At 71.9% G+C, this 23204-nt stretch carries 25 protein-coding genes and 1 pseudogene; 16 read left to right on the forward strand and 10 right to left on the reverse strand.

Annotated features, from left to right (window positions below; all coding sequences use genetic code 11):
• From AB0J39_RS09670 to AB0J39_RS09685, 4 genes are read left to right on the forward strand one after another with little or no spacing between them, the layout of a single operon-like run.
• Positions 1–945, forward strand: coding sequence for a sugar ABC transporter permease (locus AB0J39_RS09670; RefSeq protein WP_363462980.1), 945 nt, complete (start codon positions 1–3; stop codon positions 943–945).
• Positions 942–1760 (forward strand): carbohydrate ABC transporter permease, encoded by an 819-nt coding sequence (locus AB0J39_RS09675; RefSeq protein ID WP_363462981.1) that lies wholly within the window; start codon positions 942–944, stop codon positions 1758–1760. Before AB0J39_RS09670 ends, AB0J39_RS09675 begins: the two co-directional genes overlap by 4 nt.
• Before the next feature lie 5 nt (positions 1761–1765).
• Positions 1766–3037, forward strand: coding sequence for a beta-N-acetylhexosaminidase (locus tag AB0J39_RS09680; RefSeq protein ID WP_363462982.1), 1272 nt, complete (start codon positions 1766–1768; stop codon positions 3035–3037).
• Between the two features lie 36 nt (positions 3038–3073).
• Complete coding sequence (locus AB0J39_RS09685; protein ID WP_363462983.1) at positions 3074–4483, forward strand: cellulose binding domain-containing protein; 1410 nt, start codon at positions 3074–3076, stop codon at positions 4481–4483.
• 46 nt (positions 4484–4529) lie between these two features.
• Here AB0J39_RS09685 and AB0J39_RS09690 read toward each other — a convergent pair whose 3' ends face one another.
• The gene (locus AB0J39_RS09690; protein WP_363462984.1) at positions 4530–5321 is read right to left on the reverse strand and encodes a class II aldolase/adducin family protein; all 792 of its coding nucleotides are present in this window, start codon (positions 5319–5321) and stop codon (positions 4530–4532) included.
• Between the two features lie 179 nt (positions 5322–5500).
• On the opposite strand from AB0J39_RS09690, the gene AB0J39_RS09695 reads away from it, so the two are divergent.
• On the forward strand, positions 5501–6154 hold the full coding sequence (locus tag AB0J39_RS09695) for an HAD family hydrolase (protein ID WP_363462985.1): 654 nt from the start codon (positions 5501–5503) through the stop codon (positions 6152–6154).
• A gap of 4 nt (positions 6155–6158) precedes the next feature.
• On the opposite strand, the pseudogene AB0J39_RS09700 reads toward AB0J39_RS09695, so the two are convergent.
• A pseudogene (locus AB0J39_RS09700) lies at positions 6159–6632 on the reverse strand (LysR family substrate-binding domain-containing protein); the annotation flags it as partial.
• Positions 6633–6712: 80 nt separating this feature from the next.
• On the opposite strand from AB0J39_RS09700, the gene AB0J39_RS09705 reads away from it, so the two are divergent.
• Positions 6713–7021, forward strand: a complete 309-nt coding sequence (locus AB0J39_RS09705; RefSeq protein ID WP_363463023.1) for a hypothetical protein — start codon at positions 6713–6715, stop codon at positions 7019–7021.
• A gap of 10 nt (positions 7022–7031) precedes the next feature.
• Complete coding sequence (locus tag AB0J39_RS09710) at positions 7032–7724, forward strand: hypothetical protein (RefSeq protein WP_363462986.1); 693 nt, start codon at positions 7032–7034, stop codon at positions 7722–7724.
• On the opposite strand, the gene AB0J39_RS09715 is transcribed toward AB0J39_RS09710, so the two are convergent.
• Positions 7714–9054, reverse strand: coding sequence for a helix-turn-helix transcriptional regulator (locus AB0J39_RS09715; RefSeq protein ID WP_363462987.1), 1341 nt, complete (start codon positions 9052–9054; stop codon positions 7714–7716). The two genes, AB0J39_RS09710 and AB0J39_RS09715, sit on opposite strands and share 11 nt — an antisense overlap.
• Positions 9055–9220: 166 nt before the next feature.
• Here AB0J39_RS09715 and AB0J39_RS09720 point away from each other — a divergent pair, with 166 nt between their 5' ends.
• Entirely contained in the window at positions 9221–9448 is a 228-nt protein-coding gene (locus tag AB0J39_RS09720; protein ID WP_363462988.1) for a hypothetical protein, read from the forward strand.
• Between the two features lie 125 nt (positions 9449–9573).
• On the opposite strand, the gene AB0J39_RS09725 is transcribed toward AB0J39_RS09720, so the two are convergent.
• Positions 9574–10251 (reverse strand): type I restriction enzyme HsdR N-terminal domain-containing protein, encoded by a 678-nt coding sequence (locus AB0J39_RS09725; protein WP_363462989.1) that lies wholly within the window; start codon positions 10249–10251, stop codon positions 9574–9576.
• A gap of 409 nt (positions 10252–10660) precedes the next feature.
• On the opposite strand from AB0J39_RS09725, the gene AB0J39_RS09730 reads away from it, so the two are divergent.
• From AB0J39_RS09730 to AB0J39_RS09740, 3 genes are all read left to right on the forward strand, one after another.
• Positions 10661–11254: a PadR family transcriptional regulator gene (locus AB0J39_RS09730; RefSeq protein ID WP_363462990.1), complete on the forward strand. Its 594-nt coding sequence runs from the start codon at positions 10661–10663 to the stop codon at positions 11252–11254.
• 122 nt (positions 11255–11376) lie between these two features.
• On the forward strand, positions 11377–11799 hold the full coding sequence (locus AB0J39_RS09735) for an SgcJ/EcaC family oxidoreductase (protein ID WP_363462991.1): 423 nt from the start codon (positions 11377–11379) through the stop codon (positions 11797–11799).
• On the forward strand, positions 11796–12251 hold the full coding sequence (locus tag AB0J39_RS09740; protein WP_363462992.1) for a hypothetical protein: 456 nt from the start codon (positions 11796–11798) through the stop codon (positions 12249–12251). Before AB0J39_RS09735 ends, AB0J39_RS09740 begins: the two co-directional genes overlap by 4 nt.
• A gap of 116 nt (positions 12252–12367) precedes the next feature.
• On the opposite strand, the gene AB0J39_RS09745 is transcribed toward AB0J39_RS09740, so the two are convergent.
• Positions 12368–12940 carry a DinB family protein gene (locus tag AB0J39_RS09745; protein ID WP_363462993.1) on the reverse strand — a complete coding sequence of 191 codons (573 nt, stop codon included), beginning with the start codon at positions 12938–12940 and terminating at the stop codon, positions 12368–12370.
• Between the two features lie 58 nt (positions 12941–12998).
• Here AB0J39_RS09745 and AB0J39_RS09750 point away from each other — a divergent pair, with 58 nt between their 5' ends.
• From AB0J39_RS09750 to mgrA, 3 genes are all read left to right on the forward strand, one after another.
• Complete coding sequence (locus AB0J39_RS09750) at positions 12999–13958, forward strand: YafY family protein (protein WP_363462994.1); 960 nt, start codon at positions 12999–13001, stop codon at positions 13956–13958.
• 80 nt (positions 13959–14038) lie between these two features.
• Entirely contained in the window at positions 14039–14668 is a 630-nt protein-coding gene (locus tag AB0J39_RS09755) for an alpha-ketoglutarate-dependent dioxygenase AlkB (RefSeq protein ID WP_363462995.1), read from the forward strand.
• A gap of 163 nt (positions 14669–14831) precedes the next feature.
• A complete protein-coding gene (gene mgrA / locus AB0J39_RS09760) occupies positions 14832–15827 on the forward strand; it encodes an L-glyceraldehyde 3-phosphate reductase (protein WP_363462996.1) in 996 nt (331 codons plus the stop codon).
• Between the two features lie 61 nt (positions 15828–15888).
• On the opposite strand, the gene AB0J39_RS09765 is transcribed toward mgrA, so the two are convergent.
• The 4 genes from AB0J39_RS09765 to AB0J39_RS09780 all read right to left on the reverse strand — a co-directional run bounded on the left by AB0J39_RS09765 (position 15889) and on the right by AB0J39_RS09780 (position 20909).
• A complete protein-coding gene (locus AB0J39_RS09765) occupies positions 15889–16839 on the reverse strand; it encodes an SDR family NAD(P)-dependent oxidoreductase (protein ID WP_363462997.1) in 951 nt (316 codons plus the stop codon).
• Positions 16840–16927: 88 nt separating this feature from the next.
• A complete protein-coding gene (locus AB0J39_RS09770; RefSeq protein ID WP_363462998.1) occupies positions 16928–17791 on the reverse strand; it encodes an NAD(+)/NADH kinase in 864 nt (287 codons plus the stop codon).
• A 35-nt stretch (positions 17792–17826) separates the two neighbouring features.
• The gene (locus AB0J39_RS09775) at positions 17827–19254 is read right to left on the reverse strand and encodes an ATP-binding protein (protein WP_363462999.1); all 1428 of its coding nucleotides are present in this window, start codon (positions 19252–19254) and stop codon (positions 17827–17829) included.
• Positions 19251–20909 carry an FAD-dependent oxidoreductase gene (locus AB0J39_RS09780; protein ID WP_363463000.1) on the reverse strand — a complete coding sequence of 553 codons (1659 nt, stop codon included), beginning with the start codon at positions 20907–20909 and terminating at the stop codon, positions 19251–19253. The genes AB0J39_RS09775 and AB0J39_RS09780 overlap by 4 nt, the downstream gene beginning before the upstream one ends.
• Positions 20910–21038: 129 nt before the next feature.
• On the opposite strand from AB0J39_RS09780, the gene AB0J39_RS09785 reads away from it, so the two are divergent.
• Complete coding sequence (locus AB0J39_RS09785; RefSeq protein WP_363463001.1) at positions 21039–21734, forward strand: CBS domain-containing protein; 696 nt, start codon at positions 21039–21041, stop codon at positions 21732–21734.
• Positions 21734–22213 carry a CBS domain-containing protein gene (locus AB0J39_RS09790; RefSeq protein WP_363463002.1) on the forward strand — a complete coding sequence of 160 codons (480 nt, stop codon included), beginning with the start codon at positions 21734–21736 and terminating at the stop codon, positions 22211–22213. Before AB0J39_RS09785 ends, AB0J39_RS09790 begins: the two co-directional genes overlap by 1 nt.
• On the opposite strand, the gene AB0J39_RS09795 is transcribed toward AB0J39_RS09790, so the two are convergent.
• Positions 22200–23204, reverse strand: a complete 1005-nt coding sequence (locus tag AB0J39_RS09795; RefSeq protein ID WP_363463003.1) for a zinc-binding alcohol dehydrogenase family protein — start codon at positions 23202–23204, stop codon at positions 22200–22202. The genes AB0J39_RS09790 and AB0J39_RS09795 overlap by 14 nt on opposite strands.

Raw genomic sequence — 23204 nt, forward strand, 5'->3', positions numbered from 1 at the left:
ATGGCGCGTGCCCTCGCCCGCACGGCCCGTCCCGCTCTCCTCGCCGAGGCGAGAACCCGCAGAAAAGGCGCGCTCTGGCCGTACCTGCTGGTGGCCCCGGCCCTGGCCGCCTTCGCGTGCCTGCTCGTCTACCCGCTGGCCCGCAGCGTCGTCATCTCCTTCCAGCACTTCCGGCTGGGCGAGCTGATCAGGGGCGGGGCGGCCTTCGAGGGCCTCGCCAACTACGGCGAGGCCCTCGGCGGGCCGGAGTTCTGGGCGGTCGTACGGCGGACCTTCCTGTGGACCGCCGCCAACGTCGTACTGATCATGGTGATCGGCACCGCCGTGGCGCTGATGCTGCCACACCTGGGACGCCGGATGCGGCTGGCCGTCATGAGCGGGATGGTGCTCACCTGGGCCACGCCGGTGCTGGCGGCGACGACGATCTTCCAGTGGCTCTTCCAGTCGCGTCTGGGCGTCGTCAACTGGGTGCTGGTCAGGCTCGGCTTCGACTCCTTCCGCGACTACACGTGGTTCGCCGACGGACGGGCGACCTTCGCGATCCTGGTCGCGCTGGTGGTCTGGCAGTCGGTGCCGTTCGCCGCGCTCACCCTCTACGCCGGACTCACCACCATTCCCGGAGAGCTGTACGAGGCGGCCCGGATCGACGGGGCCGGGCCGTGGCAGGTCTTCGGCCGGGTCACGTTTCCCATCCTGCGCCCGCTGTTCGGCCTGATCACGTCGCTGGAGGTCATCTGGGTCCTCACCTGCTTCGCGCAGATCTGGGCGATCAGCAAGGGCGGCCCCGGCGGCGCCACCGCCACGCTGCCGGTCTACGCGTTCCAGATCGCGCAGTCGCTGCACCGGTACGACCTGGGGTCGGCCGTCTCCACGCTGACCGTGCTGATGCTGCTCGCGGTGCTGGTCGTCCACCTGCGGCGGATGTTCCGGGAGGAGGGAGCGTGAGGAGGGCCGCGCTCAACCTGGCAGCCGTGGGCGTGCTGGCGGTGTCGGTGTTCCCCGTCTACTGGATGGTGATCACCGCGTTCAAGCCGACGGTGGACATCCTGACCGAGACGCCGGCGTTCTGGCCCGCCCGGCCGACCCTCGACCACTTCGCGACGGCCGTACGTGCCCCCGGGTTCTGGACGTTCTGGCGCAACAGCCTGGCGGTCACGCTCGGCGCGGTGGTGCTCGCGCTGGTCGTGGCGCTGCCGGCCGCCTTCGCCGTGGCCCGGCTGCGCTGGCCGGCGCGGCGCGGGTTCATCCTGATGGTCTTCGTCGCCCAGACCGCCCCCTGGTCGGCGCTGCTCGTGCCGGTCTACATCATCGCCCGCGACGCGGACATGCTCGACCGGCTGCCGACGCTGACGCTGGTGTACTTCGTCACGACGCTGCCGTTCACGATCGTGACGCTGCGCGGGTTCATCGCGGCGGTCCCGCCCGAGCTGGAGGAGGCCGCGCTGATGGACGGCTGCGGCCGCGCCGAGGCGTTCCGCCGGGTGGTGCTGCCGCTGCTCGCGCCGGGCCTGATGTCCACGTCGCTGTTCGGCTTCATCACCGCGTGGAACGAGTTCGCCTTCGCCAACGCACTCATGATCAAGGACCAGGGCGACCGTACGCTGCCGATCTGGCTGTCCGGGTTCGCCAACGTCTTCGGCACCGACTGGGGCGCCACGATGGCCGCCGCCACGCTGTTCATGCTTCCCGTCCTGCTCGTCTTCCTCGTGCTCCAGCGCCGCGTGTCCTCCGGGATGATCGCGGGCGCGGTGAAGGGATGACCCAGATGATGATTCCGCGGCCCCGCCAGGCGGCCGTGCTCGGGGGAACCGTCACGCTCCACGACGGCCTCGTACGGCACGCGCCCGACGATCCCCGGCTGGGAGAGGAGGGATATCGCATCGACGTCACGCCGGGCGGCGCGGAGCTGGCGGCGGGAGGACCCGCCGGGCGCTTCTACGGCCTGCGGACCCTGGCGGCGCTCGGCCCCGAGGCGCCGCTGTGCCGGATAACCGACCGGCCCGCGCACTCCTGGCGAGGAGTGATGCTCGACGTCGCCCGGCACTTCATGCCGAAGGACTTCGTGCTGCGGCTGATCGACCTGCTGGCGGTCCACCGGCTCAACCGGCTGCACCTGCACCTGACCGACGACCAGGGCTGGCGGCTGCAGATCAAGCGCTATCCCCGGCTCACCGAGGTCAGCGGGGAGCACTACACGCAGGAGGACATCCGGGAGATCGTGTCGTACGCCGCCGACCGGTTCGTCACGATCGTGCCCGAGATCGAGATGCCGGGGCACGCGCAGGCGGCGATCGCCGCCTATCCCTGGCTCGGCAACCACCCGTCACGCCGTCTGCCGGTCCGCGACTCGTGGGGGATCAGCCCGCACGTGTTCAACCTGGAGGCGGCGGCCATCGGCTTCTGCCGGGACGTGCTCGACGAGGTCATGGACCTGTTCCCCGGCGAGTACGTCCACCTCGGCGGCGACGAGTGCCCGCCGGACGAGTGGGCGCACAGCGAGGCGGCGCTGCGGCGGATCGCCGAGCTCGGGCTGCCGGGCCCGGACGCGGCGCGGGCGTGGTTCACCTCCACCGTCGGCGCGTACGTGACCTCCCGGGGCCGGCGCCCGATCCACTGGTACGACACCCCTGGTGGGCCCCCCGGCGTCACGGCGATGACGTGGCTCGACCACGAGAGCGGACCGCGGGCGGCCCTCGAAGGGCTCGACGTCGTGCTGGCCCCGCACACCAGCACCTACCTCGACTACCCGGCCGACGCCCCCGGCCCGCACGGCCGGATGCTCTCCCTCGCCGACGTCTACGGGTTCACGCCGCCCCCGGCCCCGGAGGGGGCGGCGGGCCGGATCCTCGGGGTGCAGTGCCAGCTCTGGACCGAGTACATGCCCACGCCCGAGCACGTCGAGGCGATGGCGTTCCCCCGGTTGTGCGCCTTCGCCGAAGTGGCCTGGGGCACGGCGGGGGACTACCGCGACTTCCTGCGCAGACTCACCCCTCATCTGGAGTCCCTGGGCGTCCGGCCGGGGCCGGTCATCCCCTGAACTCCGCAATCCACCCCCCACGAAAGGAAGACTGCGGTGTCACGAAAGCTCTTATGGGGCGGCCTCGCGGCCGTCCTGCTGGCCGCGCTGGTCGTAGCGCTGCCCGCGCAGGCGGCCCAGTCGCTGCGCCTGCGCTACAAGACGAGCGCGACCGGCGCCACCGCCGACCAGGTGGAGCCCTGGTTCGACCTGGTCAACAGCGGGACCACGGCGGTGCCGCTGAACACCGTCAAGATCCGCTACTACTTCAGGGCCGACTCACCGGCGCAGCAGTACCGCTTCGCCTGCTCGTGGGCGGTGATCTCCTGCTCCACCGTCACCGGGACCTTCCAGACGATCTCGCCGGGAACGGCCACGGCCGACCGCTACCTGGAGGTCGGCTTCACCTCCGGCAGCCTGGCCGCCGGCGTGTCGACCGGCGACCTGCAACTGCGCTTCTACCGGGCCGACTGGCAGACGATCAGACAGAGCGACGACTACTCCTTCGGCCCCGCCCGGACGACGTACGGCGATTGGGACAAGGTCACGGTCCACCAGGGCGGCACGCTGGTGTGGGGCACCCCGCCCGCGGGCGTGACGGACCCCTCGCCGTCCCCGTCCCCCTCCACCTCGCCCTCGCCGGGCGGGCCGGGCGGCGGCAGCGGGGTCGTCTTCGACGACTTCGCCTACGCCTCCTCGTCCGACCCCCAGATCACGGCGCACAACTGGACCGTACGGACCAACAGCGGCGGCCCCGGCGTCCCCGGCGCGAGCTGGCCGGCGTCCAACGTGAGCTTCCCCGTCGTGAGCGGGAGCAACAAGGCGCTGCAACTGCGGGCGTCCACCGACGGCACCTCGGGGGGCACCTCGCAGGCCGAGTTCCTGCACCAGCGCAAGTTCTTCGAGGGCACGTACGCCGCGCGGGTGAAGTTCGCCGACGCCCCCGACAGCGGACCGGACGGCGACAACATCGTGGAGACGTTCTTCACCATCACGCCCCTCGCCTACGACCTCGACCCGGACTACAGCGAGCAGGACTTCGAGTACCTGCCGAACGGCGGCTGGGGCGCGCAGGGCCCGATCATGTACACCACCACCTGGGAGACCTACCGCAACGAGCCCTGGCTCGCGGTCAATACGCACACCGAGCGGACGGCGAGCTACGCCGGCTGGCACGACCTCGTGCTCCAGGTCTCCGGGGGCATGGTCCGCTACTACATCGACGGCACGCTGTTCGCCGAGCACGGCGGCGACTACTACCCCGAGACGCCGCAGTCGGTGAACTTCAACCTCTGGTTCATCTCCGGCGGGCTGCTGGGCAGCGCCACCCCGCGCGTCTACACGCAGCAGGTCGACTGGTTCTACTTCAGCAAGAACGAGGCCGTGGCTCCGGCCGAGATCACCTCCAGGGTGAACGCGTTCCGGAGCGCCGGCACCACGTGGAAGGACACCGTGCCCATGCCGTAGCCGGTGTCGCCCGGGTCCCGGCGGTGTCCGGGGCCCGGGCGACCGGTCAATCGAGGAGATCGGGGTCGGAGGCGAGGATCTGGTCCAGCAGTGGCTGGAAGTTGATCCAGCCGACGAGGTCGTTGCCGATCTGGCCATGCGTGAGCTTGGCGTTCTCGTGCGAGATGGGCACCGTCGGCCCGGCGGCCTTGGCCGCGAGCTGCGCCTGGCAGCTGCGTTCCATCGTGATGAACCACCAGGCCGCCGCCTCCACGCTGTCGCCCACGGTCAGCAGCCCGTGGTTGCGCAGGATGACCGCCTTGTGCGAGCCCAGCGCCCGCGCGATGCGGCGGCCCTCCTCGGTCTCCACGACCACCCCCGTGTAGTCGTCGAACAGGGCGTGGTCCTCGTAGAACGCGCACGCGTCCTGCGTCAGCGGCTCCAGCAGCGTCCCGAGCGCCGACAGGGCCTTGCCGTACACCGAGTGGGAGTGGGCGGCGGCGACCACGTCGGGCCTGGCCCGGTGCACCATCGAGTGGATGGCGAACGCCGCCTGGTTGACGTGATGGCGGCCCTCCACCACCTGGCCCTCGTGGTTGACCAGGATCAGGTCGCCGACCTTGATCTGCTTGAACGACATGCCGAACGGGTTCACCCAGAAATGGTCGGTGTGTTCCGGGTCCCGGGCCGTGATGTGGCCGGCCACGCCCTCCTCGAAGCCGAACCTCCCGAACAGGCGCAGCGCCGCCGCGAGCCGCTCCTTGCGGTGACGCCGCTCCTCCTCCACGGTGGCGAAGGCCGGCGGCAGCCGGAAGGCGAGCTGGTCGGCGGGCACGGGCTGCAGGTCGGACAGGCTCATCGCGGCTCCCAAGGCTCGTGAGGCGTACCCGTCCAGCCTGTCCTCCGCCGCCGTCCCCTGTCCATGAGGGAACCGAATCTTCTTCGGTGCCCCTGGCGGCTTCGGTCCTGTCCGACGGGGCAGTGGAGGCCGGCCGAATCCGCGTAAGGTGCATGCAGCGTGAGAGACGGGAGGTACCGATGCGGCTGGAGGCCGTCTTCTTCGACGTCGGAGAGACCCTGGTGGACGAGACCCGCGAATACGGCACCTGGGCCGACTGGCTGGGCGTCCCGCGGCACACCTTCTCCGCCGTGTTCGGCGCCGTGATCGCGCGCGGCGGCGACTACCGGGACACCTTCCAGCACTTCCGGCCCGGTTTCGACCTGCACGCCGAGCGGGAACGCCGGGTCTGGGAAGGCCAGGCCGAGACGTTCGGCGAGGAGAACCTCTACCCCGACGCCCGGCCCTGCCTGGCCGAGCTGCGGGAGATGGGAGTGCGTGTCGGCCTCGCCGGCAACCAGACCGCCCGCGCCGAGACCATCCTGCGCGCCCTGGACCTGCCCGTGGACGTGATCGGCACCTCTGACGGCTGGGGGGTGGAGAAGCCCGACACGTCCTTCTTCGACCGGCTGGTGACGGAGGCCGGCTGCCCGGCGGAATCCGTCCTCTACGTGGGCGACCGCCTCGACAACGACATCCGGCCCGCCCAGAAGTCCGGGCTGCGCACCGCCCTCGTACGGCGGGGCCCGTGGGGCCACATCCTCCGCGACGAGACGGCGGCCCGGGCCTGCCTGTTCCATGTCGACTCGCTGGCCGAGCTTCCCGCGCTCGTCCGCAAGCACAACGGCGACTGACGGCTCAACCGGCCTCCGTGAGGTCGATCGAGGCGGCCAGTTCCACCGCCACGTCGAGCAGGTTCCGCACGGCCTGCCGGTCGCGCGCGGGGTGCCAGGCCATGACGGTCTCGGCCCGTTCATCCGCGAGCGGCACGAACACGACCCCGGTGCGTCGCAGGCTGTGCGCCGACCGGGCGAGCCGGGTGCCCCCGACCCCGGCGGCGACCAGGCCGAGCAGGCTCGGCACGCCCTCGGCCCGCTGCGTCACCCGCGGCTCGAAGCCCGCGGGGCGGAAGTCCTCGTCGTACTTGCGGTGCCACGGCTCCCACGAGCCGCGCGGCGTGAGCACCCAGGGCTCGCCGGCCAGGTCGGCGAGCCGCAGCTCGGCCCGCCCGGCGAGCGGGTGACCGGTAGGCAGGACCGCGCAGACGCGCTCGGTGACCAGCGTGACCGTCTTCAGGTCGTCCACGAGCGGCGGCCGGGTGAAGGCCGCGTCGTACCGCCCGTGGTGAGGCGGGTGCCCCGGGTGTCCCGGTCGAACAGCCGCGTGCCGAGGGCGCGCCCTTCGGCGTACGGGTGCTGATCGTCGAGCCGGGCGCGTTCCGCACCGAGTTCGGCGGCCACCGCATGCACCGTTCTGAGCCCATCGACGCCTACCGGCTGTCCGCGGGCGCGACCCGGGCCTTCGTGGACGGCATGGACGGCACGCAGCCGGGCGATCCGGCCAAGGCCGCGCGGGCGATCCTCCAGGTGCTGGACGACGCCGAGCCGCCACTGCGGCTCGCCCTGGGTGACGACGCGGTCGACGCCCTCCGCGCCCACCACGAGATGCTCCGCGCGGACCTGGACCGATGGGAGAAGCTGAGCCGGGCGACGAGCCTCTAGAGTCGCCGGGATGAAGCTCGATCACGATGCCGACGTCACGCCGCTGCTCGGCCGCGACTGGAGTGCGGTGAACCACCGGGACGCGCTGGCCGTCCTCGCCAGGCTCGGCTGGACGCCCTGCGGCGTGGGTGACTGGGCCGTCGGGCTGCGCTCGCCCCGCGGCCTGTTCGCCGCGCGGATCTGCCCGTTCGACCCGGCCTATCCGGCCTTCCTCGAACTGTGCCGTCGCTGCCCCGGCAACCCGTACCTGCCGCAGGTGGCGCTCGCCGAGGCCCTCGACGGCGGCGGCTCGCTCACGGTGCTGGAGTTCCTGGCCTCGGCCGCACCGGAGGAGGCGGCGGAGGTGGCCCGCCGATGGCGCGAGGGGGAGGGCGACGAGGCGCTCGACGCCGTACGGCGCGCCGCCCTCACGGTGGACGAGGAGTGGCGGGCGCGGACGCCGTGGTGGGACGGGATCGACCTCAACCACGGCAACGTCCGCCGGGCGGTGGACGGGAGGATCGCGCTCGTCGACGTCTTCTGCATGGACGGGGCGTCGCTGTACCGCCAGGTGCTCGACGACTCCGCCGTCGTGCGCGAACGCCTGTCCACCGCCGGGACGATGCACCTGCTGGACATCCCGTACATCGCCCGCGAGAGCTCTCCGGCGGAGATCGAGGCGCTGCGCGCGGCGTGGGGGACGGGGGCCGCCGTCACATCGTGAGCTCGGGGTGCCGGGCGCGGCCGAGCTCGGCCAGCCGTTCGTCCAGCGCCCGCGTGGCCGCCGCGGGCGGCAGGACCTTGAGCACGCCGCGGACACGGTCGTGCCCGATCGCGTACCACTGGTCCTCGAGCGCGTCGACCGCCTCCCGGAGATGCTCGGCGGCCTGGTCGCCGTCGGCGGAGGCGTGCGCGGCGGCGAGGTCGGCGAGCAGCACCGAGCGCTGCTTGCCGCCGTTCGGGCCCAGGTCGTCGAGCGCCTTGCGCAACCGGCGGGCCGCCTCCTCGTGGTTGCCCGCCGTCAGCGCGCTGTAGCCGGCGAAGCCGTCGAGCCTGGCCCGCTCGAAGAAGTCCAGCCAGGACGGGTCGTCGCCGCTCGCGTCGATCATGTGGTCGGCCCGGTCGATGTGGCGCATGCACTCCTTCGGCTCGCCGCAGCGGGCCGAGATCTCCGACGCCACACAGTGGAGCCATGCCCTGGTCAGCGGGCCGACGCCGTGCCAGGCGTGCGCGAACGCGGCGTCGAGCAGGCCCAGGGCGTCCGTACGGTGGCCCTCGAACCCCGGCACGAACGCCGCGTGGGCGAGCACGGCGGCGGCCAGGGGATGGTCGCCGCACTCCCGGGTGGCCGACAGGGCCATGCGGAACAGCCGCGCCGCGGTGGGACCGTCGTTCAGGTCGAAGAAGGCGACCCTGCCCGACAGCAGGGCCGAGCGGGCGGCCGCCTCGGCCAGCGTGTGCCGGACCGCCCCCTCCGGGGCCGCCCGCAGCAGGCTCATGCCGAGCCGCGTGTGCGCGACCGACGCCTGGAAGATGTCGTCCGGGGGCGAGGTCCAGTAGAGGGCGGCCTGCTTGTCGACCACCCGGGCGAACGCCTCGGCCGACTCGGCGTCGACCCCGCGCCCGCGTTCCACCGCCGCGGGAAGACGCTCGCCGCCCTCACCGAGGAGCGGAGCGAGCACGCCCGCGCCGAAGAGCCCCCGCAGGAACGTGGAGCGGTCGATGCCGTCTGCGGCGATCATGCTCAGCAGCCTCCGTATCTCGTCCACCACCTCCGTGACCGGCCGCATGGCCATCTCGTCGGGGGTGAGCAGTCCCAGTTCGCTCGCGGGCTTGTCGAAAATCGTCACCAGATGCTTGCGATAGCGCGGATCCGGCCACCGCTCGCCGGTCTCCCATCGCCTGACCGTGTTGGCCGTCAGGCCGGTGTCCTTCTCGTCGCACGACCGCATGGACGTGCGAATGCGTTCGCACAGCTCCTCGTAGGACCACCCGCGCTGCAGGCGTTCCCACGCGAGCCGGCGATTTTGCGGATGGCGGTGGTTGGCCGGCATGTCGCACCCCCAGCACACTGTGTCAGCGTGACACGCCGACACTACGGGAGATTCCGTGTTCGCGCGGCTACTGGCTGTGATTGGACGTCCTCTGGCTGATACTCCAACCGCTTCAAAAGCGCTTAGCTTGGCCCACTTCCGCGAGCAGCCGTTGGAGATGGGTGACATGACCACGCTGGAGGACATCGCACGAGACCACGCCGGCTGGATCATCTGGCGGTCGGACGTCGGCCGCTGGTGGGCGACCAGGCGCGGGCCGGTGAACCTCGACGCGATCCGCAGGGGATGCGCGATGACGCTCGACGCCGACGACCCCGAGGCCCTCGCCGCGGCGCTGACGGCCCAGGCCGAGCTGACCGCCGCGGTCACCGCCGACCCCGCGATCACCGGGTGACCGAGGGCCGCCGGCACGGTCAGCGGCCGTGCCGCGGACGGTCCCTGATGTAGTGGACGACGTGGACCGCGCAGGCGCCGTTGCCGGCGCCTGCGACGGATCCATCCGCCCCTGCCCTCCGCTGTTCAGGCGAGGAGATCGGGCCTGAGGACCTCCGCTTGGAGGATGCGCTCGATCTCCTTCTCGTCCGCGTTGTGTCCCGTCTGCCGCCGCAGTTCCTTCCGTACGGCGTCGAGGATCACGGGCGTGAGGAGGACGCGGATGAGGGATCTCGGCGCCGTCGCCGCGCGGGCCTTCCACAGGTCGTCGATCAGCCGGCGCTTGAACGCCTCCTTGCTGAGGTAGAAGAGCGCGTCGGCCTTCCCGCTCAGCCCTCCTTCGTCGAGGAGGTCGACCTGCAGGGCCAGGTCGACGACGACCGGGAGACCGCCGGTGAGGTGGTAGACCTGCCACACCTGCCCGTTCGTCAGCACCATCCATTCGACGCCCTCGTTCACCGCGTACATCTGCACCTGCCGCAGGTGTTTGACGCCCAGTTTCTGCGTGCACCGCTTGACCTCGATGAACGCGGCCAGCTGTTTGTCCACGCGTATGCCGTAGTCGGCGAATTCGCCTTTGACCTGGTATTCGGTTGTCAGATCTTCGTATTTGTCGTACCCCAGCCCTTCGCAGAGGAAATCGGTGACGAGCAGGCGGGTGTCACCCTCGTTGGCGTCGCGGGCGATGAGATCGCTGAGGGGCTTGCCGTACCGGCGTATCGCCGTGCGGATGCGGTTGCGCGCCTCGGACTCCCATTTCGGCATGGTGCGGGGGGTGGCGGGTGCCTTCCGGGGTCCGCGAACGTCGCCCTCATGCGTGAGGGGGGCTGTAGTCGCCTCGGGTGCGACGAGGGCCTCGGACGTCTGATCGCTCATGAAGTGCACCTTTCCTCGCGATGCTCGGGGCGTTCGCTGGTCATCGGTGTGACGGTGTTGGACGCGTTTCCGCGTCCGAATGGTTACCGCCGTGAATATCTGTTCAGCAACGAAATGGGAGTGCGAGCATTCTTCTTTGATGACGATTTATGGGGGTATATGCCTTCGTTTCGACCCGCCCGCGAGGCCCGGGTGTTGTGCCTCGCGGGGCGCGTCGCCGGTGTGCTTCGGCGCAGGGGGTTCCCTGTCGGATTGCGTCTCGCTATAGTGCGGATTGCAATAAGACGATGGGGGTGTGATGGGGCGGGCGGACAGGGATCTGGTCGGGCTCACGGTGCTCGCCCTGCTGTCCGTACGGCCCGCCCACCCCTATGAGCTGCACCGGTTCGTCATCGACACGCACAAGGACTACATCGGCGGCCTGCCCCGCAGCCTCTACCACGCGGTCGACCGGTTGGCCCGTGACGAGCTCATCGCTCCGGTCGAGACCAGCAGGGAGGGCCGTCGGCCGGAACGCACCGTCTACCGGGTGACCGAGGAGGGGCGGGCCGAGCTGAGCACCCGGCTGCGTCGTCTGCTGGAACAGCCGGACGGCGACACCAAGGTCTTCCTGGCCGCGGTGTCGCTGATGGGATGCCTTTCCGTCCCCGAGGCGGAGCGGGCGCTGAGCACCCGCGCCGCCACGCTGGAGGGCGCGATCGTCGCCGCCGACGCGCACATCGAGACGCTGGACGGCTCGGGCCTGCCGCGCGTGCTGGTCCTCGAAGTGGAGTACGACCGGGCGATGAAGGCCGCCGAGTTGGCGTGGGTCCGCGCGACCCTCGCCGAGATCCGGTCGGGCCGGATCACCTGGAGCACCGAGACGAACGCCGGACAGCTCGACCGGCAGTGACGCGCCGGCCGGATGCGCCAACATCCGGCCGGCGCTCGACCCGACCACCCGCGAAGCGGCCGATCAGGGCTCGCACTCCGAAGGATAGGCGGCTTCGCGGTCATCCGAGAGGAGTCGCAACCATGTCAGAGACCGCGCTGGAGACCGTGTCCGGCGACATCCACCGCCTGCTGGACGCGCTGACCGCGGCCTGGAACGACGGGGACGCCGCCGCCTTCGCGGGGTTGTTCACCGAGGACGCCGACTATGTGACGTACTTCGGGGCCCACATGGAGGGCCGCCGGGCCATCGAGGACAGCCACCGGGCCCTGTTCGAGGGCCCGCTGAAGGGGTCCCGGCTGGGCGCGCCGGCCGCCGCGCCCCCGCTGCGGAAGATCCGCCTGCTGAGCCCGGACGCGGCGCTGGTCGTGACCACCGGGGGATCGTCCCTGCCGGACGGCGACTCCGATTCGGGCCGTGACTCGATCATGACGTTCACCGTGGTCAGAGCGGGCGACGGCTGGCGCCTCGCGTCGTTCCAGAACACGCGGATCGGTGCGCCGTGACGTCCGCCGAGGCCCCATTGTGCGAGGTGCGCGGCGTCGTCGAGGCGCCGGTCGACCGGGTGGCCGGCCTCATCCTGCGAGTACGGCCGGGGCAGGTGGGGCGGCACAACTGCTTCCTCCTGGCCGAGCACGGCGGAGCGCTCACCGGTGGACCGGACCGGTTCGTGCTCGCCGCGCCCGGGCACGCGATGACGGTCGAGGTGGGCCCGGACCGGCTGGCCGTGCAGGGCGGCTGGTGGTACCGCGGTGAATACCGCCTCGCGCCCGATCCGGCCGGCACGCTGCTGGTCCACCAGGTCCGCAACGTGGCCGAGCGCCTGCGCTGGGGAGTGCCCCTGGCCAACGGGTTCTTCCGGCGGTTCGGACCGCGGACGCGCGACGGTTTCGCCGTCCTGCTCGACCGGGTGGGCGCCGAGCTGGGCTGCCCCGTCCGCCTTCTGGGCGGGCGCTGAAGAGGTCCCGGACCGGACCGGACCGGCCCGGCTCGGTCCGGTCCGGGACGTCGGCCCTTCTCCGCGCCCTCGTTCGCGCCGCGGACGAAGCAGCGCTAGAACACCACGAGGACGTGTCAGCTCGCCTGCCGGCGGGTGTGGAGATAGAGATCGCGGAGCAGGCACACCTCGGCCAGGTGATGGATCAGCTCGCGGTTGATGTGGAGCACCAGCACCGCCAGAGGATGGTCGGCGTACGGCCCTTCCGCCTGCCCGCACGGGCGGGCGAGGCCGGCTTCGCCGAGGGACTCGACCCCGGCCAGCCATGTGGCGTACTCCGCGTCGAGCTGGGCCAGCGCTTCGGCCGCGGAGGCGGCGTACGCGAACGACTGGTAGTCGACCGGCGGGCGGCCGAAGTGCGCGGCGTTGCGCATCGCGAGCACGCCGACGATTACGTGCCCGAGCCGCCAGGCGATCGTCGTGAGCGGCGGCGGGTCGGGTGCCGGCATCGCGAAATCGATGGTCATCGCGCCGGACCCGGCCTGCACGGGTGCGGCGCCGGCGCCGCGCGGGCGCACGCTCCAGCAGCCGGGCGCGGGCTCCCAGAAGTACTCGTCGTCCGTGAGCCCGTCGAGGCGGCCGCGCAGCTGGTGGGTCCAGTGCCAGGTGATCTGCTCTCGGAGCAGGGGGTTCCACGTCTGGTCGCTCATGGCTTCAGGCTCCCCCACATAGCGGACAGTTTCGTTCCGTGATCCGTACGATGGCCGCATGAGCGCCGAGTCGACGACCGAGCGGGTGCTGCGGCTGCTGGTGCTGTTGCAGCGCAGGCCGTCCTGGACCGCCGCCGAGCTCGCCGCGGAGCTGGGGGTCACCGACCGATCGGTGCGCCGCGACGTGGAGCGGTTGCGCGCGCTCGGCTATCCCGTGCACGCGACGGCGGGCGTCGGCGGCGGCTACCGGCTCGGCGCCGGCACCCGGCTGCCGCCGCTGCTCCTGGACGACGAGGAGGCGATCGCGACGGCGGTGTCCCTGCGGCTCGCGTCGGGAAGTACGGTCGCCGGGGCGGGCGGGGCGGCGCTGCGGGCCCTCTCGAAGCTCGACCAGGTGATGCCGCCCCGGCTGCGCGCCGAGATCCGGGCGGTGTACGGGGCGACCGAGACTCTGGCCGGTCCCGCCGACGAGATCGACCCGGAACTGCTGATGACGCTGGCGCGGGCCTGTCGCGACGCCGTCCGGGTGCGGTTCCGGTACGCCGGTCGCGACGGAGGGGAGCGCGAACGCACGGTCGAGCCGGTGCGCATGGTCGTCGCGGGCCGCCGCTGGTACCTGATGGCCCGGGACGTGGACCGCGACGACTGGCGCACCTTCCGGCTTGACCGGATGCGCGAGGCGGTGACGACGACCTGGCGCTTCCGGCCGGGCGAGCATCCGGACCCGGTCGCCTACGTGCAGCGGTCCGTGACCGAGGCGCCGTACCGGTGTCTCGCCCGGGTGCGGCTGCACGCCCCGCCCGATCGGGTGCGCGAGCTGGTGCCGCCCCAGGTGGGGCGCGTCGAAGACGACCGCGACGGAGCGTGCGTGCTCGTCGTCGGCGGGGACGACCCGCAGTGGCTCGCCGTACGGGTGGCCCTGCTGGGGTTCGAGGCGGAGGTGCTTGATCCCCCGGAGCTGCGGGAGGCCGCCGCTCTGCTCGCCCGCCGCCTCGCGGCGATGGCCCGGACCGGCTGAAGGCGCGCACTGTGCCTCATCCCGGTCGCCGCTCCAGGCACATGGCATGATCGAATACCTGTTCTAATACAATCGATGCCATGACGGCTTTTCAGGCCTCGCTGCTGGACTGGGGCAGGGACGTTCAGATCGGGCCGCTCGGTTCGTCGGTGCGGCGCACGCAGCTCGACCGGGGCGCCTGGATCGACGTCCGGCCGCACTGGGTCGAGGGGGCGGACGTGCTCTTCGAACGCCTCCTCGACGCGGTGCCCTGGCACGCCGAGCGCAGGCACATGTACGACCGGGTCGTGGACGTGCCGCGGCTGCTGAAGTTCTACGACGAGGGCGAGGAACTGCCCGATCCCGTCCTGGCCGAGGCGAGGGACCTGCTCGACGCCCACTACGAGGAGGAGCTGGGCGAGCGGTTCCGAACGGCGGGCATGTGCCTCTACCGGGACGGCCGCGACAGCGTCGCCTGGCACGGCGACACGATCGGACGCGGCAGCACGCAGGACACCATGGTCGCGATCGTGTCGGTCGGCACACCACGCCCGCTGTTGCTGCGCCCGCGCGGCGGGGGAGGCCCGACGCTGCGGCACGAGCTGGGCCACGGCGACCTCATCGTCATGGGCGGGAGCTGCCAGCGCACCTGGGAGCACGCGATCCCGAAGTCCACAAAGGTGATCGGCGCCCGCATCAGCGTCCAGTTCCGCCCGAGAGGCGTACGGTGACGGCACGCGCCGGGGCGCCCCCGCTCCGACCCCGCCGGCCCGCGTCTCCGGCCTGAACGCCCTCCCCCCGCCTGCCCGGCCGTTGACACGTGCGGTTTCCTGGTACTGCTGGAGCAAGGCCCGGGCAAAGGACGGGCCACGGTCGCACGAGGAAAGGTCGCGGATGATCCCGAACCCCTACGCCCCCGCCCCCACCCGGTACGACGACATGCGGTACCGGCGCAGCGGAAGGAGCGGGGTGCTGCTTCCCGAGATCTCCCTCGGCCTGTGGCACAACTTCGGCGACGGCCACCCTCTCGACGTGCAGCGTGCCGTCCTGCGCCGGGCCTTCGACCTCGGCGTCACCCACTTCGACCTGGCCAACAACTACGGCCCGCCGTACGGCTCGGCGGAGGAGAACTTCGGCCGCCACCTGCGCGCGGACTTCCGGCCCTTCCGCGACGAGCTGTTCATCTCGACCAAGGCAGGCTACGACATGTGGCCCGGCCCGTACGGCGAGTGGGGATCGCGCAAGTATCTGCTGGCCAGCCTCGACCGGTCGCTGAGCCGGATGGGACTCGACTACGTCGACGTCTTCTACTCCCACCGGCCCGACCCGGACACCCCGATCGAGGAGACGATGGGCGCCCTCGACACGGCGGTGCGCTCCGGCAAGGCGCTCTACGTGGGCATCTCGAACTACTCGGCCGAGCAGACCGAGCGGGCCGCCGCCGTGCTGCGCGAGCTGGGCACCCCGCTCCTGATCCACCAGCCGCGTTACTCGATGCTCGACCGATGGGTGGAGGACGGGCTGCTCGACACGCTGGAGCAGGCCGGAGCGGGCTGTATCGCCTACTCGCCGCTGGCGCAGGGCCTGCTCACCGGCCGCTACCTCGACGGCGAGGTGCCGGCCGGCTCGCGGATGGCGATCGGCCACTTCCTCACGCGGGACCGGCTCACGCCCGACCTGCTGGAGACCCTGCGCGGCCTCAACAAGATCGCACTCGAGCGCGGCCAGACGCTCGCCCAGCTCGCCCTGTCGTGGATCCTGCGCGACCGGCGGATCACGTCCGTGCTGGTCGGGGCGAGCTCGGTCGGGCAGCTCGAGCAGAACATCGCGGCCCTCGACGCGCCGGCGCTCACGCCGGAGGAACTGGCCGAGATCGAGAACCTGCTGTAGTCCTCACGGCGGCGGGCGGCCCGTCACGATGGGCCGCCCGCGGCCGGAGGCGAGGCGCGCGTCAGGAGAACGCGTCGACGCCGGTCAGCTCGGCGGACAGGTCCCAGAGCCGGGCCGCCTCCCCGGGATCGACCGCCCACGGCGCGACCCGCCCGCCGGCCGTGTCGCCGGTGGCGACCTCGGCGACGTCGCAGTCCTCGCAGTAGACCCCGCCGTGACCCTCGAGCAGAGGGGAGGTCGCCGCCCAGACGGTCGTGGCCGCGCCCTGCTCCGGTGTCTTGAAGTCCTCCGCCGGCGTGCCGCCGGGAGAGATCCAGCCCAGGGCGACCTGCTCCGCACGGGGGATGTGCCGCTGGAGCGGGGTGAGGATGCTGCCGGGGTGCAGGGAGAAGGCCCGGATGCCGGCGGCGGCCCCGAGCGCGTCGAGATGCACGGCGAACAGGATGTTCGCCGTCTTCGACTGCCCGTAGGCCAGCCACTTGTCGTACCCGTCCCGGAAGTGGATGTCGTTCCACCGGATCCCGGACCCGAAATGGGCACCCGAGGACACCGACACCACCCGTGCCCCGCCGTCGGCCAGAGCCGGGCGCAGGCGGTTGACGAGGGCGAAGTGACCGAGGTGGTTGACCGCGAACTGGGCCTCCCACCCCGGCCCGACGCGGGTCTCCGGGCAGGCCATGATCCCGGCGTTGGCGACGACGAGGTCGATGGTCCTGCCGGTCTCCACGAGCGTTTCCGCGAACACGCGAACACCGCGCAGGTCGGCCAGGTCGAGTTCGTGCGTCTCCGTACGCGGGATGTCGCGCAGCGCCTCCTTCGCCGCCGCCGGCCTGCGGGCGGGGATGATCACCTGGGCCCCCGCCGCGCTCAGCGCCCGCGTCGTCTCCAGGCCGAGCCCGGAGTATCCCCCGGTGACCAGGGCCGTCCGCCCGGACAGGTCGATTCCCGCGAGCACCTCGCGCGCGGTGGTGCGGGGGCCGAAACCACTGCCGATCCTGTGCTGTGCCGTCATGAGGAGGACCGTAGGAGCTGGAGCGTGCTCCAGGTCAAGCCGCACGCTCGCCGGACGACCAGGTGATCAAGTGGCGAAGGGTGGCGGCTCAGTCGACCTCGGCGCTGCCGTTCACGCGGAGCTTGCGGCGGGCCCGCTCGTAGAAGGTGGTCGTCCCCAGCCGTACGACGCGGGCGGCGGCGCGCAGCGCGGTGACGGTGAGCCGGTCGCCGGGGCACAGGTGGCCGCCTATCGTGCCGTCGACCTCCATGGCGAGCTGTCCGCTGGTGGAGAGCACGTCGAGCGTCACCTCCTCGTCCGCCGACAGGACCAGCGCCCGGTTGAACGCCGAGTGGGCGGCGGCGGGGACGACGAGGAAGCCCTCGACGGTCGGGGAGACGATCGGGCCGCCGGCCGAGAAGTTGTACGCGGTGGACCCGGTGGAGGTGGAGACGATCACGGCGTCGGCGGCGTACCGGACGAACGGCTCGCCGTAGACGGAGACGGAGACCGCCGCGAGCCCGTCGCCGGGGATGCGCACGAGGGCGATGTCGTTGAAGGCCGTCACCATCCGGCCGTCGTGGCTCGTCGCCCGGACCGCCATGCGCGGTTCGACCGTGTATCTGTGCTCGTCGATCGCCGACAGCGCGGGGGCGAGCTCGTCCACGTCGATCTCGGCGAGGAAGCCGAGCCGTCCCAGGTTCACCCCGAGGACGGGGGTCGGCCGCCCGGCGATCAGGCGCATCGTGCGCAGCATCGTGCCGTCGCCGCCGAGGCTGACGAGGAGGTCGGACCGCTTCACCAGGGCCGGGGCGTCCACCGCGACCGCGCTGCAGTCGATGCGCCCGACCTCGTCGGGCAGTCCGAGCACCGTGACGTCCCGTTTGCGCGCCCACTCGACGATCGTGTCGATCGCCTCCTTGGAGTCGCGCTGCGGGTGCAGGACGAGACCCACGGTGCTGACCATGCCCATGCCCCAACTGTACGGTCAGCCTGGCGTGGCCGGTTTCAGGCCGCGATGGGCAGGTAGACCCGGAACCACGTCTCGCCGGGGCGCGACTCCACCCGGATGTCCCCGTGGTGCTTGTTGACGACGATCCGATAGGAGATGTCCAGGCCCAGGCCGGTGCCCTCACCGACGGGCTTGGTGGTGAAGAACGGCTCGAAGATGCGGGGCCGGACCTCGGGCGGGATGCCGGTGCCGGTGTCGCCGACCTCGACGATCAGGTGGCCGTCCTTGCGCCGGGTGCGCAGGGTCAGCGTGCCCGCGCCGTCCATCGCGCCGAGCGCGTTGTCGATGAGGTTCGTCCACACCTGGTTCAGCTCCGCCGCGTACGCGGGGATGAGCGGCAGCGACCGGTCGTACTCCTTGAGCGTGCGCACGCCCTCGGGGATCTTGCCGTGCAGCATGGTCAGCGTGGCGTCGAGCAGATCGTGCACGTCGACGGTCTGGTGCGGAGCGCGGTCGAGCTGGGAGTACTGCTTGGCGGCGGCGACCAGACCGGAGATCCGGTTGACCGTGTCGTCGATCTCGGACATCAGCAGCTCGGTGTCCACGGTGTAGGTGAGCCACCGGACCGCCGGCTCCAGGTTGTCCTCGCCCACCGCCCCGGCGATCTGGTCGAGCCAGACCGCGTCGACGCCTCCGGCCACCAGCGTGGCCGCCAGGTCCCAGCCGCCGACGATGTCGTGGTCGTCCAGCCAGTCGGCGACCGCGTCCTCGGCGTCGGAGCGCGCCAGCGGGGACAGCTCGGGGGCGGACGCGGCCCGCTTGACCGCGTCCTCCTGCAGCTCCACGAGGTCGTGCAGCTGGCTGCCGTCCAGCCGCCCGTCGGCGATCATCGCGAGCTTCTGCCGCATGCCCGCCACCCGCCCGCGCAGCGCGGACGTCGCCCGTACGGCGGCGGCCGCCGGGTTGTTCAGCTCGTGGGTCAGACCGGCCGACAGCGAGCCGAGCGCGAGCAGCCGCTCCCGTTCGCCGACGATCGTCTGCGTGGCGCGCATGCCGAGGAACAACCCCTCAAGCAGGTGCATCGCCATCGGGAACCACTCGCGCACGCACTCCCTGATGACCTCGGCCGGCAGCACGAAGAACTCGGCGTCGGTGACCGCGGTCAGCGTGTTCATGTAGAGCTGGGAGAACTCGCCGGTGATGTACGCCTGCGTGGCGCCGCCGTACACGCCGCGCTGGCCGGTGCGGCTCACCTCGACCTCGTCGCCCTGCACCCGCCTGCTCATCGCGACCGTGCCGCTCAGCAGCACGAAGAAGCAGGTCGCCGGCTCGCCCTCCTGGTAGACGCGGGTCCCGGCGAGCCGCCGCTCCACCCGGCCCGCCTCCGACAGCCGGGCGAGCTGCGCCTCGTCCAGCGCCTCGAACAGGAAGAGCGTGCGCAGCTCGCCGGGCGGCAGGGTCGGCTCGCTCGGATGGTCGGTCATGTGTCCTCCAGATAGCGGTGCACGAGTGAGACCGCCATGGCGCCCTCTCCCACCGCCGAGGCGACCCGCTTGACCGAACCGGCCCGCACGTCGCCGGCCGCGAAGACGCCGGGCATGCTCGACTCCAGGTGATAGGGGTCCCTGGAGGGCGTCCACCCGGGCGGGCGGCGGCCGTCCGCGAGCAGGTCGGAGCCGGTCAGCACGTAACCGCCTCCGTCGCGGGCGACCACGTCGCCGAGCCAGTCGGTGCGCGGTTCCGCGCCGATGAAGACGAACAGCCACGACGCGGGCACGGACGTCGTCCGGCCGCTCCGCCCGTCGCACAGGATCAGGCGCTCCAGGTGGTCGCGGCCCTCGCCGCCGACCACCTGGATGCGCGGGTGGACCTCGATCGCCGAAATGGCCTCGATCTGGTCGATCAGGTAGCGCGACATCGACCGGGTGAGGTCGTCGCCCCGGATGAGGATGTGCACCTTGCGGGCGAACCGGGAGAAGTACACCGCCGCCTGCCCGGCCGAGTTCGCCCCGCCCACGATGTAGACCTCTTCGCCGGCGCAGCTCGGGGCCTCGGTGGCGGCCGCGCCGTAGAAGACGCCCCGGCCGGTCAGGTCGGCCAGGCCGGGCGCGTCCAGGAGCCGGTAGGACACCCCGGTCGCCAGCACGACCGTGTGCGCCGTCACGGCGGTGCCGTCGCCGAAGCGCAGCAGAGTGGCCGAGCCGCTGCGTTCGAGGCCGACGACCTCGCGGGTGGTGAGCAGCTCGGCGTCGAACTTCAGCGCCTGCCTGCGGGCACGGTCGGTGAGCTGGGCGCCGGAGACCCCGTCGGGAAAGCCCAGGTAGTTCTCGATGCGGCTGCTCTGCCCGGCCTGCCCGCCGGTGGCCCGCTGCTCCACGAGCAGGGTCCGCAACCCCTCGGACGCGCCGTACACCGCGGCGCCGAGGCCCGCGGGACCCGCGCCGATCACGGCGAGGTCGTAGAGTTCCGAGGCCGGGGTGGTGGCCATCCCGACGTGCGCGGCGAGATCGGCCTCCGTGGGCCGCGCCAGGGCCTTGCCGCCCGTGGTGATCACCACGGGCACGTCCGTCTCGCTCATCCCGGCGGCGGCCAGCAGTCGTGCGCCCTCGGCCTCGTCGGCCCGCAGCCAGCGGTACGGCACGAGGTTGCGGGCCAGGAAGTCGCGCACCGCGAACGACTGCGCCGACCAGCGATGGCCCACGATCTTGGTCTCCGGCATCGTCACGACGGGGGTGGCGAGCCACGACTCCAGCAGCGCGTCCAGCACCGGATAGAGCTTCTCCTCCGGCGGGTTCCACGGCTTGAGCAGGTAGTGGTCGAGGTCGACGATGTTGATCGCGTTGATGGCCGCGTCCGTGTCCGCGTAGGCGGTCAGCAGCACTCTGCGCGCCAGCGGGAAGACGTCCATGGCGGCTTCGAGGAACTCGATGCCGTTCATCTGGGGCATCCGGTAGTCGGCCAGGATGACGGCGACCTGCTCGCCGCGCAGCTTGATCTCGCGTAGCGCGTCGAGCGCGCTGAGGCCGGACTCGGCCCGGATCACGCGGTAGCGGTCGCCGTATCGGCGGCGGACGTCACGAGCCACTGCCCGGGAGACGGAAGGGTCGTCGTCGACGGTGAGGATCGCGGCATTCTGCACATCTCACAAGGTACTGGCGTATCTCCGGCGAATGACACTCCTAGGACATAGGTCCCATAGTGCGGTGACATTCGCCGGTCGCCTCGCAGCCGGTCATGACCAAGGCTGGGGGAGTCGAAGGAGGGCGCCATGCCGATGACCGTCCGGGACGTGATGAACAGGTTCGTGGTGGCGGTCGAGGCGACGGCCTCGTTCAGCGACGTGGTCACCGCCATGTGCCGGTTCCACGTCGGCGCCGTACCGGTCGTGGACGGGGACCGGCGCGTGATCGGCATGGTGAGCGACGACGACCTGCTGCTCAAGGATCTGGACCGGCGGCCCGGCGACCTGTTCATCGAGGGACCGTCCCGCCGCAGGGAGCGCAGGAAGGCGAGGGGCCGCACCGTGTCCGAGATCATGACCAGCCCCGTGATCACGGTCACCGAGGACACCCCGCTGCGCCGGGCCGCCTGGCTGATGCACTGCAACAGGATCAAGGAGCTTCCGGTGGTGGACGGGCAGAGCGGCCGCATCACCGGGCTGGTGAAACAGTCGGACCTGATCAGAGCGTTCTGCCGGCCGGGGGAGGACATCCGTGACGACGTCCTGGAGGTCGTGGTGCGCTACTCGAGGCAGTGCGCCGTACGGGTCGAGGACGGGATCGTCCACCTCGACGGCGGCGTGGAGCGGCGGTCCCAGCTCCGCGCCCTGATCGACGAGGTCTGGCGCGTGGACGGCGTGGTGGACGTCGAGTCCTCCATGACGTACGAGACGGACGACGTGAGCCGGGCCGTATCCGCGGGCGGGCCGTGGGGGACCGGTCCGGCGGAAGGCGGTGAGAAGTGATGAGCGTCGAGACCATGACGGCGTCCGAGGTGATGACCCGGACGCTCGTCACGGTGGAGCCGGAGGAGTCGCCCCTCATGGCGTGGGAGCTGATGTGGCGGGCCGGGGTCCACCATCTGCCAGTGGTGGACGCCTGCGGCCGGCTCGTCGGCGTCCTCGCACGGGAGGACATCGCCGGCAACTGGTCGGGCGGGCCCGCCGAGCAGTCCCGCAAGCAGGTGCGCACGCTCGTGCGGGGCGTGCGCTGTCCCCGGGCGGCCCCGGACGCCCCGCTGTCCGAGATCGCCGCGCTGATGGCCGATTCCGGCTGCGGCGCGGTCCCCGTGCTCGGGCCGGACGACATCCTGCGGGGCCTGGTCACCACCACAGACGTGCTGATGGCGCTGGCCGGGAGGACGCCCCGTCCGGCCGCCGACCTCGCGGACGTGAAGGGCGGCCTGTTCCATCTGGAGCCGGTGCCGGCCGTCACCTGTCCATGAGCAGGACGGCCGCTCCCTCGACCCGGTCGGCGGCCAGGTCGGCCAGGGCCCTGTCGGCCGTGTCGAAGGAGTAGGGCGTCGTGGTGACCAGTGGGTGATGACGGGCCGCCAGCCGCAGGAACTCCCGTCCGTCGGCGCGGGTGTTGGCCGTGACGCTGCGCAGCGTCCGCTCCTGGAACAGATGACGCTGGTAGTTCAGCGCCGGGATGTCGGTGAGGTGGATCCCCGCCACCGCGAGCGTGCCGCCCCGGTCGAGCGCGGCCAGCGCGACCGGCACGAGGTCGCCCACCGGGGCGAACAGGATCGCCGCGTCCAGGGGCTCGGGCGGCGGGTCGGCGCTGCCCGCCGCGGAGGCCGCGCCCAGCCGGAGCGCGAGCTCCCCGGCCGCCGCCGACCTCGTCATGACGTGCACGGTCGCGCCCTCGGCGATCGCGATCTGGGCGGTCAGGTGGGCCGAGGCGCCGAACCCGTAGATCCCCAGCCGCCCGCCCGGCGGCAGGTCGGCGCGGACCAGCGCGCGGTATCCGATGATCCCCGCGCACAGCAACGGCGCGAGCGTCTCCGCCGGAGTGTCCTCCGGCAGCGGGTAGACGTACGCCGCGGGGGCGGTCAGCAGCTCCGCGTAGCCGCCGTCGGCGTCCCATCCGGTGTAGGCGGACGCCGGGCACAGGTTCTCCGCACCGCGCAGGCAGTAGCGGCACCGGCCGCAGGTCGAGCGCAGCCAGGCCACCCCCACCCGGGTGCCGACCGGCGGCCCCGGCGTGTCCGGGCCGAGCCCCGCCACCCGTCCCACGACCTCGTGCCCCGGAACCGTATGTGGCCGTCTCGGGGGCAGGTCGCCCTCGGCGAGATGCAGGTCGGTGCGGCAGACCGCGCACGCCTCGACCCGGACCAGCAGTTCCCCGGGCCCGGGCACGGGGTCCGGCAGCACGGCCCGCCTCAGCGGCCGCGTCGCCATGGGCCCCGGCCGGCCCACGACCCAGGCGTCCAC

This window comes from Microbispora sp. NPDC049633 (assembly GCF_040675265.1).
Classification (GTDB): Bacteria; Actinomycetota; Actinomycetes; order Streptosporangiales; family Streptosporangiaceae; genus Microbispora; species Microbispora maris.